The sequence below is a fragment of the Arthrobacter sp. C2 genome, from assembly GCA_024207135.1.
In the GTDB taxonomy this organism is placed as follows: domain Bacteria; phylum Actinomycetota; class Actinomycetes; order Actinomycetales; family Micrococcaceae; genus Paeniglutamicibacter.
Genome location: CP042428.1, coordinates 4,339,876 through 4,354,007, shown reverse-complemented (window position 1 = coordinate 4,354,007; position 14,132 = coordinate 4,339,876). Strand labels below are relative to the sequence as shown.

11 protein-coding genes are annotated in these 14,132 nt (G+C 65.2%); 4 read left to right on the top strand and 7 right to left on the bottom strand.

What is annotated here, in order from left to right; translation table 11 throughout:
* The first annotated feature begins 20 nt into the window (after window positions 1-20).
* Window positions 21-1,634 carry an ATP-binding protein gene (locus tag FPY90_RS19875; protein WP_498682951.1) on the top strand — a complete coding sequence of 538 codons (1,614 nt, stop codon included), beginning with the start codon at window positions 21-23 and terminating at the stop codon, window positions 1,632-1,634.
* The gene (locus tag FPY90_RS19870; protein ID WP_498682949.1) at window positions 1,631-2,392 is read left to right on the top strand and encodes a response regulator; all 762 of its coding nucleotides are present in this window, start codon (window positions 1,631-1,633) and stop codon (window positions 2,390-2,392) included. The genes FPY90_RS19875 and FPY90_RS19870 overlap by 4 nt, the downstream gene beginning before the upstream one ends.
* Window positions 2,393-2,424: 32 nt before the next feature.
* Here FPY90_RS19870 and FPY90_RS19865 read toward each other — a convergent pair whose 3' ends face one another.
* Complete coding sequence (locus FPY90_RS19865; RefSeq protein WP_498682947.1) at window positions 2,425-2,973, bottom strand: MaoC family dehydratase; 549 nt, start codon at window positions 2,971-2,973, stop codon at window positions 2,425-2,427.
* Window positions 2,974-3,095: 122 nt separating this feature from the next.
* Entirely contained in the window at window positions 3,096-4,259 is a 1,164-nt protein-coding gene (locus FPY90_RS19860) for an acyl-CoA dehydrogenase family protein (RefSeq protein ID WP_071215640.1), read from the bottom strand.
* Window positions 4,260-4,539: 280 nt separating this feature from the next.
* Here FPY90_RS19860 and FPY90_RS19855 point away from each other — a divergent pair, with 280 nt between their 5' ends.
* Window positions 4,540-5,154, top strand: coding sequence for a TetR/AcrR family transcriptional regulator (locus FPY90_RS19855; RefSeq protein WP_498682945.1), 615 nt, complete (start codon window positions 4,540-4,542; stop codon window positions 5,152-5,154).
* Window positions 5,155-5,191: 37 nt separating this feature from the next.
* The gene (locus tag FPY90_RS19850) at window positions 5,192-5,656 is read left to right on the top strand and encodes a GNAT family N-acetyltransferase (RefSeq protein ID WP_071215760.1); all 465 of its coding nucleotides are present in this window, start codon (window positions 5,192-5,194) and stop codon (window positions 5,654-5,656) included.
* 95 nt (window positions 5,657-5,751) lie between these two features.
* On the opposite strand, the gene FPY90_RS19845 is transcribed toward FPY90_RS19850, so the two are convergent.
* The 5 genes from FPY90_RS19845 to FPY90_RS19825 all read right to left on the bottom strand — a co-directional run bounded on the left by FPY90_RS19845 (window position 5,752) and on the right by FPY90_RS19825 (window position 14,130).
* Window positions 5,752-7,455 (bottom strand): ABC transporter ATP-binding protein, encoded by a 1,704-nt coding sequence (locus tag FPY90_RS19845; RefSeq protein WP_498682944.1) that lies wholly within the window; start codon window positions 7,453-7,455, stop codon window positions 5,752-5,754.
* On the bottom strand, window positions 7,452-8,495 hold the full coding sequence (locus FPY90_RS19840; protein ID WP_139194913.1) for an ABC transporter permease: 1,044 nt from the start codon (window positions 8,493-8,495) through the stop codon (window positions 7,452-7,454). The genes FPY90_RS19845 and FPY90_RS19840 overlap by 4 nt, the downstream gene beginning before the upstream one ends.
* A gap of 41 nt (window positions 8,496-8,536) precedes the next feature.
* Window positions 8,537-10,054 (bottom strand): ABC transporter permease, encoded by a 1,518-nt coding sequence (locus FPY90_RS19835; RefSeq protein WP_498682942.1) that lies wholly within the window; start codon window positions 10,052-10,054, stop codon window positions 8,537-8,539.
* Window positions 10,055-10,171: 117 nt separating this feature from the next.
* Window positions 10,172-11,980: an ABC transporter family substrate-binding protein gene (locus FPY90_RS19830; RefSeq protein ID WP_071215635.1), complete on the bottom strand. Its 1,809-nt coding sequence runs from the start codon at window positions 11,978-11,980 to the stop codon at window positions 10,172-10,174.
* 449 nt (window positions 11,981-12,429) lie between these two features.
* Complete coding sequence (locus tag FPY90_RS19825) at window positions 12,430-14,130, bottom strand: dipeptide ABC transporter ATP-binding protein (RefSeq protein WP_071215634.1); 1,701 nt, start codon at window positions 14,128-14,130, stop codon at window positions 12,430-12,432.
* Window positions 14,131-14,132 lie beyond the last annotated feature (2 nt).

Genomic DNA, 14,132 nt, shown 5'->3' with positions numbered 1-14,132 from the left:
AATCGTGCAAAAATGGTTGGATGTTCCGCACCCCCTCGCTTCGAACACACCTGTTGCTGCTTCAGGTCGGCATCGTGTTCCTGGTGATTTCGGTGACCGGCGTGGTGGCGGCGTACCTGCAGGCCGATTCCATCCGCGATGCCCACCAGGCCCGGATGGTGGGCGTGGCCGAATCCGTGGCCCGGCTGCCCTCGGTCATCGAGGCCTTCGCCGAGGAAAACCCCGCCGCGACCATCGATCCCATTGCCGAGCTGATCCGGCAGGCCTCGGACGTGACCTACGTGGTGGTGACGGATGCCGAGGGGATCCGCTATTCCCACCCCAACCCCGAGCGCATCGGAGAAAAGGTCTCCACCGACCCCTCGGTGCCGCTGTCCGGGGAGACCTTCGTGGGCACCGAGCAGGGCACCCTGGGCACCTCCTGGCGGGTCAAGGTTCCGGTGTGGAGCAATGGGGACGTCATCGGCACCGCCTCGGTGGGAGTGCTGGAAAGCGAACTGACCGCGGACCTGCTCGAGCGACTGCCCATCCTGGTGGGATGGCTCATCGCCGCCGCGGTCGTGGGAAGCATCGGGGCATTCAGCATTTCGCGCTTGGTCTGGAGGCGGATCCACCGGCAGGAACCGGAACAGATCGCCGAGCTGCTGCAATCCCGCGAGGCCCTGCTGCATGGCGTCGGCGAGGGCCTGCTGGCCACCGACCGCCTCGGGAACATCACACTTGCCAACGACGAGGCCAAGCGCTTGTTGGGCATCCGCGAGGACGTCCTGGGCCTGCCCGCGGCTGAGGCGCTGGAACAGCCGATCGCCCAATTGCTGCTGGAACGGCCCGCGGACGAGCGCCTGGTCCTGGCCGGCGAGCGCATCCTGCTGGCAAAGGTCTCCGGCGCCACCGTGGGCGGGTCCAGCGTCGGGGCCATGCTGGTGCTGCGCGACCGCACCGAGCTCCATGCCGTGCTGCGCGACCTCAGCGGCGCGCGGGACATGACCCAGGCCCTGCGGGCCCAGGCCCACGAATTCTCCAACCGCCTGCACGTGATTTCCGGCCTGCTGGAGCTTGGACAGGCCCAGGCCGCCTCGGCGTTCATCGGATCCATCGATACCTCCGGCTCTCCCACGGGAGCCTCGGCCCTTGCTTCGGTCACCGACCCCGAGCTGGGCGCGCTGCTGCTGGCCAAGGGCGCCATCTGCCGGGAGAAGGGCATCGAGCTGGTCATCGACAGCGACTCGGTGCTCGCGCCCTCCGAACCCTCACTGGGCCGGGACCTGATCACGATCCTGGGCAACCTCATCGACAACGCCATCGAAGCGGTGGTCTATCAGGGGCGCATCGAGCTGCTGGTCTGCGAGGAGACGGACTCCAGCGTACTGATCGAGATCCACGACGACGGGCCCGGCATCGATCCGGCGATGCGCGAATCCCTGTGGGAGCTTGGCACCAGCACCAAGGCGGGCAACAACCATGACGGGGCCCGCGGCATTGGGCTAGCCTTGGTCCACCGGGTGGTGACCCGCCGCCGCGGCACCATTGCGGTGGCCTCATCGGACCTGGGCGGAGCCGCCTTCACGATTCTGCTCCCTCCCCCGGCCACCACACCCGTGAACCACGCGAAGCAAAAAGCAGGAAGAGCATGAACCCGATCCGCACAGTCATCATCGACGACGACCCCTCCGTGGCCGGGGTGCACCACGGCTTCCTGATGGCCCACGGCGCCTTCGAGGTCGTGGGCATCGCACACACCGGCACCCAGGGGATGGAACTTGTCTCCTCGCTGCGCCCGGAACTGCTGCTGCTGGACATCCACCTGCCGGACATCGGCGGGCTGGAAGTACTCTCCGCGTTGCGCACCCGGCTTGAGGGTCGCCTGCTTGACGTCTTTGCCATCACCGCTGCCCGGGAACTTTCCACGGTGCGCGGGGCCCTTGCCGGCGGGGTCATCGAATACCTCGTCAAGCCCTTTGGCTCGGCGGAATTCAAGGCCCGGCTGGACCACTATGTAGCCCATCGGGCCGCCGTCCTGGGCCACCATTCCACCGAGGAAGGCCTGGACCAGCACAGCATCGACCTGCTGCGCTCCGGCCTGCCCCAGTCCACGGACCAGGGACCGCCCACGGCTCCGGAGGCCGGACGCACCGGGGCGGCGGTGCCCACGCGCGTGGCCGAACCGCCCAAGGGGCTCTCGCGGGCGACCCTTGAGGCTGTCATGGGACAGCTGCGGGATTCGAACCGGGACTACTCGGCCTCCGAGCTCGCCGCGGAGCTTGGCCTGGCGCGAGTCAGCGCCAGGCGTTACCTCGAGTTCCTGGTAGCCGACGGGCTGGCCCGCTGCACGCCCCGCTACGGGAACGCCGGCAGGCCGGAAAACCGATATACCCTGAACCCGGTTTCCTGACCCGGTTACGGGGGTGCCGCGGATAGTCCTCGCTAGAGCCAGTCGTCCGCGCCGAAGGACCCGTTGCGGAGCTTCTCGTGGGCCTCGCGGGTGAACATCAGGCACACCCGCGTCGCCTCGGCCACGGTGATGCCGTCCTGGTTCCTGCCCACGTGGGCGAACGTCGCCACCCCGAGCCCGGGCCGGGAGTTCGACGGGCGCAGGTCAACGATGTGCGTCTGGGTGTAGAGGGTGTCCCCCGGGAACAGCGGATGCGGGAAGCGCACGTCGGTCAGCCCGAGCTGGCCCATCAGGGTGCCCTGGGTCAGCTGGGCCACCGACTGGCCGACCATGGTGGCCAGGGTGAACATCGAATTCATGACGCGGCGGCCGAAGGGCTGGGTGGCCGCGTAGGCGGCGTCCAGGTGCAGCGCCTGGGTGTTCATGCTCATGGTGGTGAACAGGACATTGTCCGCCTCCGTCATGGTGCGCCCGGGCGAGTGCACGTAGACCGCGTCGGCCTCCAGTTCCTCGAAGTACAGGCCACGCTGGTGGATTTCGTGTACATCGCCCTGCTCGGCCATGGCCATCACGCATCCCATCGGTTCATTGGGGTTCGCTTCGGCCTGCACCGCGCCGCTGCGCCGGCCGGCCGGGGCAACCCCTGGAGGACTCTTGTTCTCGTATCCTACAAACTTTTCACCCCGTGCGCCCCGGACCCGCCTCAGAGTCCCAGGGACCGGGCGATCAGCAGCAGCTGGACCTCGGTGGTGCCCTCGCCGATTTCCAGGATCTTCGAGTCCCGGTAGTGCCTGGCCACCAGGGACTCGTTCATGAACCCGTAGCCGCCGAAGATCTGCGTGGCATCCCGGGCGTTGTCCATGGCCGCTTCCCCGGCCACCAGCTTGGCGATCGCGGCCTCGGTCTTGAAGTCCTGGCCCGCGAGCATCTTGGCAGCCGCCGCATAGTAGGTGAGACGGGAGGTGTGCACCCGGGCGGCCATGCGGGCGATCTTGAAGGAGATGCCCTGGTTCGATCCGATGGGCTTCCCGAAGGAAGTCCGGGTCTTGGCATAGGCGGTGGCCTCGTCCAGGCAGCCCTGGGCGGCCCCGGTGCCCAGCGCCGCGATGGCGATGCGCCCCTCGTCGAGGATGGACAGGAAGTTCGCGTAGCCGCGCCCGCGTTCCCCCAGCAGGTTCTCCTCGGGGACCTGCGCGTCATCGAACCGCAGGGGGTGGGTGTCCGAGGCGCGCCAGCCGACCTTGTCATAGGCCTTCTCCACGGTGTAGCCGGGGGTGTCGCGCGGCACCAGGATGGTGGAGATTTCCTTGGCGGTGGTTCCGTCGGGCTTCTGCCGGGTCCCGGTGACGGCGGTGACGGTGACCAGGGTGGAGATGTCGGTGCCGGAGTTGGTGATGAATTCCTTGGATCCGTTGATGGTCCAGGTGCCGTCCGCCAGGGCCGCTGTGGTCGCGGTGCCGCCGGCATCGGAGCCGGCACCGGATTCGGTCAGGCCGAACCCGGCCAGCTCGGTCCCGGAGCAGAGGGCCGGGAGCCAGCGTTCCTTCTGCGCCTCGGTCCCGAAGCGGTGGATCGGCATGGCACCGAGGCTCACCCCGGCCTCCAGGGTGATGGCGACCGACTGGTCCACGCGCGCCAGTTCCTCGATGGCCAGGGACAGGGCGAAGTAGTCTCCGCCCATCCCGCCGTATTCCTCGGAAAAGGGCAGGCCGAACAGGCCCATCTGGCCCATCTGCGCCATGACTTCGTAGGGGAAGGAATGGGCGGCGTCGTGCTTGGCCGAGACCGGGGCGACGACCTCGGTGGCGAACTCGCGCACGGTCTTGGCCAGTTCCTTGTAGTCCTCGTTGAGTTCCAGGTTGATCATTTTCCCCGGTGCCCCTTTCGCTGGTAGGCATGGATGCGGGATTGCCGGTAGTTCGCCCGAAGCCCCGTGGTGCGGGCACCGGCCGGCCGGTCCTGCGGGCCCGTTCGGCCCGCGGTTAGCGGGCCGCTTGGGCTTTGTCCGGCGACCACGTATTGTTAGTGATCATTAACTGAGTTCGAGGCTAGTGGCGTACGGCACACTTGTCCAGTGCCTCAGGAGCACCATCATCCGCCCGGCTTTCGCCGGCTTGCGGGACCTTGGCAGGAAGGAGCGCAGGGGCATGAAGGCACAAGGCAAGGACCTGGCTGCGACCGACCGCGATCGCGCCAAAGCGCAACGCCGGGAAGACCTTTTGGCCGAGGCCACCCGGCTCTTTGCCATCCACGGCTATGCCGGGGTGTCGCTCGAGGACCTCGGGGCGGCCTGCGGAATCAGCGGCCCGGCGGTCTACCGGCACTTCTCCGGCAAGCCGGCGGTCCTCATCGCCCTGCTGGTGGGCGTCAGCGAGGACATGCTCGAGGGGGGCCGGAAGGTCACTGCGGCCGGAGGCAGCGCCGAGGAAATCCTGAGGCGGCTGATCGCCTTCCATACCGATTTTGCCCTGGCCCGACCCGACATCATCCAGGTCCAGGACCGCCACCTGGTGACACTGCCGGCCGCGGAACTGCAACTGGTGCGCAAGCTCCAGCGCGCCTACATCGCCCTGTGGACCGAACAACTGCACCAGGTCCACCCCGAGGAAACCAACGCCGTCATCCGCTTCCGCGCCCACGCGGCCTTCGGTTTGTTGAACTCCACCGCGCATTCGGCGCACTCCCCGCGCACCTCCAAGGCGGGCTTGCGCAAACTGCTGAACCAGATGGCGGCGTCCGCCCTGTTCACCCGGGTAGGCTAGGACATAGACGACCATCACAACTAGAGAGGCAGTGACCGTGCATCTACGGCCTTTGCAGCCCGAAGACCTGGATCAGTTCTTCGAACACCAGCAGGACCCCGAAGCCAACCTCATGGCCGCCTTCACCGCCCGGAACCCGGCCGACCGCGGGGTTTTCGACCACCACTGGGGATTGATCACCAGCGACCCCAAGGTCATCGTGCGCACCATCGAGCACAACGGCGAGGTTGCCGGCTCCATCCTGGTGTTCGAGAACGAAGCGATCCCGGAGATCAGCTTCTGGACGGCAAGCCGCTTCTGGGGCCAGGGCATCACCACCTCCGCCGTGGACGCGTTCCTGGCCGAGTACACGACCCGGCCGTTGCGCGCACGCGTCCCGCAGGACAACATCGGCTCCATCAAGGTCCTGGAACGACGTGGTTTCAAGGTCATTGACGAGGCAGCCGACTTCTCCAACGCCCGTGCCGCGGTCGTGAAGGAATTCATCATGGAGCTTGCCTAGGCTCCCGACGTTCCATTCCAAGTCCCGCCTCGCGGGCAAGGCAAAGGCCGGGAAACCAAGTTGCTTCGTTTCCCGGCCTTTGTCGTGTGCGGACCTCAGCTGTCCGGGTTTTCCAGCTCCGTCAACAGGCGGCGTGCCTCGCGGCGCACCGCTTGTTCCCGGGGCTCGGGCACCGGGGCGGCGGCCAGCAGCCGGCGGGTGTAGTCGTGCTGCGGGGCGTGCAGCACGTCGGAGACCCGTCCCTGCTCGACCGACTTGCCGTCCTTCATGACCACCACGTTGTGCGCCAGCAGGTCCACCACGGCCAGGTCGTGGCTGACAAACAGGCAGGCGAACTCGTAGCGGGCCTGCAGTTCCTGGATCATTTCCAGCACCGCGGCCTGCACCGAGACATCCAGCGCACTGGTCGGCTCGTCGGCGATCAGCAATTCCGGGTCAAGCGTCAGCGCACGGGCGATGCAGATGCGCTGGCGCTGGCCGCCGGAGAGCTCGTGCGGGTAGCGGTTGATCACGGAGCGGGGCAGGTGCACCGCGTCGAGCAGTTCCTCGGCACGCCTGATGCGCTCGGCACGGTTGCCGACCTTGTGCACCACCATCGGCTCGGTGATGCAGTCGCCGATCGGGAAGCGCGGATTCAGCGACGCGGCCGGGTCCTGGAAGATCACCCCGATCTTGGCACGGATCGCCCGGGCGGCCTTGGGCCGCAGCGAGGCCAGGTTGGTGCCCTGGACCGCCAGCACCCCGGAGGCCACCGGCAGCAGCCCCAGCACGGCCTTGGCCACGGTGGACTTGCCGGAACCCGACTCCCCCACGATGCCCAGGATCTGGCCGCGGGCCAGTTCGAAGGACACGTCGTCCACGGCACGGAACTTGGATCCGCGCATGTCGTATTCGAGCACCAGGTTCTTCGCCTCGAGGACCAGCTTGCGCTCCGGGTCCAGCACCTCGGCAGGTTCCGGTTCCCAGGTCCCGGTGACATCCACGGCCTCGAGCCGCGGGACCGAGGCCAGCAGCTTCTGCGTGTACGGGTGAACCGGGTGGTTGAGCACCTGGTCCACTGTGCCGGTTTCCACCAGCGAACCGCGGAACATCACCGCGACGCGGTCGGCCAGGTCGGCCACCACGCCCATGTTGTGGGTGATCAGCAGGATGCCGGTGTTCAGCTTGTCCTTCAGCTCGCGCAGCAGGTCCAAGATCTCTGCCTGCACCGTCACATCCAGCGCGGTGGTCGGCTCGTCGGCGATGATGACCTTCGGGTCGCAGGAGATCGCCATGGCGATCACGATGCGCTGGCGCTGGCCGCCGGAGAACTGGTGCGGGTACTGCTTGACGCGCTTGCGCGGGTCGGGGATCCCGACCATCTCCAGCAGCTCCACCGCGCGGTTGGTCGCGTCCTTGCCGTAGGCCAATCCGTGCAGCTCGAGTGACTCGGTGAGCTGGCGCTCGATGGTCAGCACCGGGTTCAGCGCGGTCATGGGCTCCTGGAAGACCATGGCGATGTCCGTGGCGCGCATCTTGCGCATCTTGTTCTCGGGCAGGCCCACCACGTCGATGCCGCCCACCATTGCCCTGCCGGTGATGTAGGCGTTGGGCGGCAGCAGGCCGATGGCGGCGGTGGAGGTCACGGATTTCCCGGAACCCGACTCGCCCACCAGGGCCACGACCTCCCCGGGGTACACCTCGAGGGACAGGCCCTTGACCGCGTGCACATCGGAGAATTCGGTCTCGAAGGAAACGGAAAGGTTCTGGAAGCTCAGGGCCGTTGCGGTGTCGCCGGCATGGGCCGTGGGGATGCTCATTCGGATACCTCTTCCTTCTTGGTGCGGCGCCGGGTCTTCTTGGTCTGGCGCGGGTCAAAGGCGTCGCGCAGCCCGTCGCCCAGGAAGTTCACGCTCAACGCGATGGTCACGATCAACATGCCCGGCCACCAGAACAGCCAGGGCCGGTTGGTGAACGCGTTTTGGTATTGGCTGATGAGCAGGCCCAGCGAGGACTCGGGGGCCTTGACCCCGAAGCCCAGGAAGCTCAGCGAGGTTTCAAGCAGGATCGCCCCGGCGATCGCGAAGGTCGCGTTGACCACGATCACCCCGATGGTGTTGGGCAGCAGGTGCTTGAAGATCACCCGGGAGGTCTTCGATCCCATGGCCTGGGCGGCGGCGACGTATTCGCGCTCGCGCAGGGACAGGATCTCGCCGCGCACCAGGCGCGCCAGTCCGGTCCAGGTCAGCATGCCCAGCACCAGGGCCAGGGCGAAGATGGAGCCGCCCAGCTTGGAGCCGGCCAGCTGGCCCAGCACGGCGGCCAACACCAGCAGCGGGATGACGATGAACAGGTCGGTCAGCCGCATCAGGACCTCGTCGACCCAGCCGCGGAAGTATCCGGCGACGGCGCCGATGATCGCACCGATGCAGGTTGACAGTGCGCCGACGGTCACCGCGATAATGATGGATTTCTGCGTTCCACGCATCACCAGGGCGAAGTAGTCCTTGCCGGTGTTGTCCTGCCCGAAGGGGTGCTCCCCGATGGCGAACCCGGGCCCGCCGAGCCAGGAGGGCCACAGGCTCAGCGTGGGTGCCCCGCCGTTGATCACGCTGGAGGACTTCAGGTAGCTCTGTCCCCACCAACCCGGAATGCCGGCAAATCCGATGGAGGTGAATGCCGTGAGCGTGATGACCACCAGCACCACGGTGGAGATCATGGCTGCCTTGTGGTTCAGGAAACGCCGGCGGACCAATTGGCCTTGGCTCTTGGACTGGCTGGACTTGCGGGCCAGTTCCGCGTCTTCGACCTCAACCAGCGAGACAAGTTCTTGCTCGCCGGGTTCGATATCAGATTTCATGCTCGATGGACCTCGTAGTTCCTCGTTGTCCTTGATCCCGCTCATACCCGGATCCTCGGGTCGAGCAAGGCGTAGAAGATGTCGGCCAGCATGTTGAACAGGACCGCCGCGGTTCCGGTGACCAGGAAGAACGCCATGACCGGCGCGGGGTCCACGGCATGCAGCCCGGTGGTGAACATTTGGCCCATGCCCTTCCAGCCGAACACCGTCTCGGTGATCACCGCGCCGCCGATCAAACCCGCGAAGTCGAAGGCCGCGATGGTGGCGATGGGGATCAGCGCGTTGCGGAAGGCGTGGCGGAAGATCACGGTGCGTTCGGAAAGGCCCTTGGAGCGGGCGGTGCGGATGTAGTCCTGCTGCCCGACCTCCAGCATCGAGGCACGGGTGTAGCGCGAGTACGATGCGAGGGAAATGATTGCCAGCAGGAGCGTGGGCAGCAAGAGCTGCGCGCCGCGATCCAGGAAGGACTCCCAGAAGTCCCCGGTGAAGTTCGGGGTCTGGGAACCGATGGTGCCGATGGGCCGGGGCTTCAGGGCCAGGAACCCGGGCCAGGCGCGGAAGATGTGGTCAATGACCGTCAGCCCGGCGAAGGCCAGCCCGGTCACGGCGCTGACGGCCATCGCGGTCTTGCGCAGGCGCCCGCCCATGAAGTGGCCGATGGCACCGGGGACCGCCACGGAGAGGATGCCCCCGACGATCAACACCCAGGTGTTGGGTTCCGTCAGCAGCGTGAAGGTCGCGTAGTACATGACCAGGCCCAGGCCCACGGTGATGAGGGCCGGGTAGAGGACCAACTTGTTGCGGATCCCCACCGACATCGCGGTTCCGCTCAGCGCCACGGCCAGGGACAGGACCACGATGGCGGCCGGGCCCAGCTGCGGGTAGCGGAAGAAGTTCAGCCACAGCAGGTACGGGATCACGACGGCGACGAAGGCCGCAGAGACGGCGAAGGTGGCCAGCCGCCGGCGCATGCTCCCGGCGAGGAACACCTGCATCAGGAAGCCGAAGAGCAGGGCGATCAAGACGATTTGGACCGTGGAGAACGAGGGGTCCTTCATCCAGTCGTTGTAGCCGATGGCCATGTATTCCTTGAGCATCACCGCCGCCCAGAAGACCGGAAGCGAGAAGAACAGGAAGGTCAGGAAGGTGACCCCGTAGTCAAGGCCGGAGTATTGGCGGATGGCGGACAGGACGCCGATGGCGATGCCGGCGATGGCAGCCAGCACGGTGGCCAGCACGACTAGGCGCAACGTGGACGACGCCGCGGCACCCAGCAGCCCGGTGACCTCGATGCCCTGGATGTTGGTTCCCAGGTCGCATTTGAGGGCGAAGCAGCCGCCCACGCCCACGAGCCAGGTCCAGTAGCGCTGGAACCAGGGCATGTCCAGGTTCATGTAGTCGCTGCGTTGCTGCATCAGGTAGTCGCGGTTGTCGGCGATCGATTCGCGGAGGTCCGACAACGGGTCCCCGGAGTTGATCACCAGCACGTACAGGAGGAAGGATGCGGCAAACAGGATGCCGATGGAGGCTCCCAGCCTCTTGAGGATAAATTTCAGCACTGCGCGGTTCTTGCCTTTCCGTCTTGAGTGCCCTCGAAAGGGTCGCTAACAAGGGCGTGTGGGGTCCGGCTGGTATGCCGGACCCCACACTAAGACGCTGATATTGCCGGTGGGCAATTACTCAGCGCGTACCCACTGTTCGGCGTTCCAGACGATCTGCGACTGGGTAGCGGTGTGGCGCACGTTCTTGATGTCGGCCGAGGAGGCGGACAGACCCGGGTGTGCGAACACCGGGATGCCGAAGAGGTCATCCCACAGCAGCTTCTCGATGTTCTTGGTCTCGGTCAGGTGCACGGCCGGGTCCATCGAGGTTGCCAGGCGCTCCCACGCGGCGTCGACGTCCTTGTTGGAGTACTGGCCGTAGTTCTGCGGCTTGCCCGAGGCGTAGATGTTCTGGCCCGAGGTGATCTGGCCGGAACCTGCCCAGGCGAACAGTGCCACGTCGTAGTCGCCGCGTTCCTGGGTGCCGCCGGGTGCGAAGAACTTCGGGTCGCCGGCGTCGACAACTTCGAAGCCCGCGTCCTTGCAGGAGGACTGGATCATGGCGACTTCGTCGGTGCGGCGCGGGTTGGGAGCCGAGTAGCCAATGCGCACCTTGGTGCCCACGGCGTTCTGCTCCTCGAGGATCTTCTTGGCACCTTCGATGTCGACCTTGTCGTAGCGACCGTCATAGGACTCACCCACGACCTCGTCATAGGTGTCCTGGAACGGGAAGACCTCGCGTGCGTTGAGCACCTTGGCCTCCGGGTTCAGCGGCACGATCAGGTTGTCAACGATTTCCTGGCGCGGAACGCACATCGCGAATGCCTGGCGCAGTTCCAGGGAATCCTTGAAGACGGCCTTGTCGCGGAAGTTGAAGTCCAGGTGCTCCCAAGTCATGGTGTCACCCTGCTGGATGTTCACCTCGTCGCCGAGAGCCTTGAGCTGTGCCAAGGTGTCAACCGTCGGCTGCGGGTTGATGACGTCGAGGTCCTTGTTCTGCAGGGCCTGGACCATCGCCCCGTCATCGATGAAGCGGAAGGTCAGCGTCTTGGTGGCGGGCGGAGTGCCGTAGTAGTTCTCGTTGGCCTCCAGGGTCACCGACTGCCCGGCCGCCCAGCTCTTGAGCTTGTACGGTCCCGAGGACGGGATCAGCTCGGCGTCCGGAAGGGTTCCGGGCTTCGTGGTCCAGCCGGTGTTCCAGAACTCGGCGGCCTTGGTGAGCGCCTTGGCATCGCCGGCGCGAGCCGCGTCCACGAACTCCGCCGTGGACATCCCGCCCTGCTTGGCGACGATATGCGCGGGGGTATCGATCCAGGTCTGGATCTGCCAGTCCGGGTCGGGATTCTTGAAGGTGACCGTGAATTCCTTCGAATCAGCTGCGCCCTCGGGGCCCTTGGGGACGGTGTCGCCCAGGTCGGCGGAGACCGAGTCGAAGAGCTGCTTGCCCTTGGCGTTCTTCAAGTTGGCGTTCTGGAAGGACCAGGCCAGGACGGCGTCGGCCGTGGTGATCTGGGTTCCGTCGGACCACTTGGCATCCGGGTTGATCGTGTACTTGATGGTCAGCGGATCGTCGCTGACCTTCTCGTAGGTGACCATGTCGTCGTTCGCGTAGATCTTGCCGTCGGTGCCGAAGTAGGAGAAACCTGAGAGCACGCGCTCTGTGATGGCCGAGTTGTAGGTGGAGTAGGTCTGTGGGGTGTAAGAGTTGTAACCGATGAATTCGGGGGCACCGACCGTGACCTTGATTTCATCGTCCTTGGTCGTGATGTCGCCAAGATCGGCGCGACCCGAGTTCGCCGGTTCGACGGTGTTGGTCCCGCTGCTGGATGCCGACGTTGTTGCCGATTCGCTGGGGGCGTTTCCGCCACCCGGCGCACACGCAGTCAGTGCCAGTGCGAGCGCAGCACCAACTGCAACAGCCTTGGAAATACGCTGAACACGCATTTCTCCTCCTAATTAGCTTGAGCTTCATGTAACCGAGCTTTCGCTCGAATGCGGTCCATGCAGTGTGCGATGCCCCACAATCTAGAACCATAGCCGCGATTCCGCCGGTTGGATATAAAAACACCGCTTCATATTTGGCGTGCCATTCGGGCCGTGGCCTGGTGACCAGCGACACTCCAAGGGCGCCCGCAAACGTGATGGACGCTACAGCCGCGAAAACTCAAGGATCTGCTTCACATTGAACTTCACCAATTACTACTCGTAAGTAGGCGCATCCGGCGAGGCCCCATTTATAACAGTTTGGAAACATCGCCCAACATGACGTTCGACCCGGCACTGATTGCCTTCCAATAAGTCATTCATGATAAGCAAGTGGAGGGGCAAGCCTTTTGGCTTGCCCCTCCACTTTTTCATATCAATTCCCAATTCCCATTGGGAACGAATCTCTCCTAAAGCATCAACGTGGCTCCGGGAATCGCCCGAAGTAGGTTCTTGGTGTACTCGCTCTGGGGGTTGTTGAAGACCTCATCGGTGGTGGAATGCTCAACGATCCGTCCATGTTCCATCACGCAAACGTCGTCTGCAATCTGGCGCACCACCGCAAGGTCGTGCGTGATGAACAGGTACGTCAGGTTCAGCTCTTCCTGCAACTTGTTGAGCAGGTTCAGGATCTGTGCCTGCACCAACACATCCAGGGCCGAAACCGCTTCGTCGCAAATGATCACCTCGGGCTTGAGCGCCAACGCCCGGGCAATGGCAATGCGCTGGCGCTGCCCGCCGGAGAGCTCGTTGGGGAACCGGTGCATCGTCGAAGACGGCATCGAGACGTGCTCGAGCAACTCCTTGACCCGGCTCTGCCGGGACTTGGCATCCCCGATGCCGTGGATCCGCAGCGGCTCTTCGATGGTCCTGAAGATGCTGTACATCGGGTCCAAGGACCCGTAGGGGTCTTGGAAAATCGGCTGCACGCGGCGGCGGAACTTGAACAGCTGGTTCTCGGTGCGGTCGGTCATCACCTGTCCGTCGAAGGTGATCGACCCGCTGGTCGGCTTGAGCAGGTTCAAGACCATCTGTGCGACGGTGGATTTGCCCGACCCGGACTCCCCCACGATGGCCGTGGTGGTGCCGCGCTTGACCGAGAAGGACACGTTGTCCACCGCGGTGAAGTCGTCGCTTCTGCCCAGTCCCCGGCGGATCTTGAAGACCTTGGTCAGGTCCTTGACCTGCAGGATGTCCTCGTCGACGATTTCGTGTTCGACCTTCACCACGGCGTTGATTTCCTCGGCGACCTCGGTCGGCTGGGATTGCAGTCGCTTCGAGGCCAGCGAAGGCGCCGCGGCGACCAGTCGCTGGGTGTAGGGGTGAACCGGGTTGCGCAGGATTTCCAGTGCCGGACCCGATTCAACCACCTGCCCCTTGTACATCACCACGATCTTCTCGGCGCGCTCGGCGGCAAGGCCCAGGTCGTGGGTGATCAACACGACCGCGGTGCCCAGCTCGGAAGTCATGGTGTCCAGGTGGTCCAGGATCTGCTGCTGCACCGTCACGTCCAGTGCGCTGGTCGGTTCGTCGGCAATGAGCAGGCGCGGCCGGCAGGCCAGGCCAATGGCGATGAGCGCACGCTGGCGCATGCCGCCGGAGAACTCGTGCGGGTACTGCCCGGCACGGGTCGCGGCATCCGGAAGTCCCGCTTCGGCCAGGACCTGGGCGACGCGTTCCTTGGAGTTGTTGCCGGCCAGGCCGTTGGCCTTCAAGGTCTCCTTGACCTGGAACCCGATCTTCCACACCGGGTTGAGGTTCGACATGGGATCCTGTGGAACCATGCCGATGGAGCTGCCGCGCAGGGCTACGATCCGTTCCTCGGTGGGATGGGTGATGTCTTCGCCGTCAAAGATGATCTGCCCGCCGGTGACCTTGCCATTGCCCGGCAGCAGCCCGATGGCGGCAAGCGCCGTGGTGGACTTTCCGGAACCCGACTCCCCCACGATCGCCACGGTTTCCCCGGGCATCACGGTCAGACGTCCGTTGCGCACGGCGTGGACCGGCCCCTCGGGGGTCGAGAAGGTGATGGCCAGGTCCCTGATTTCAAGCAGTGGACGGTCTTCGTCGGATGGCCGATTCACGGATGGTCCCTTCAATAGTTTGCTCATGG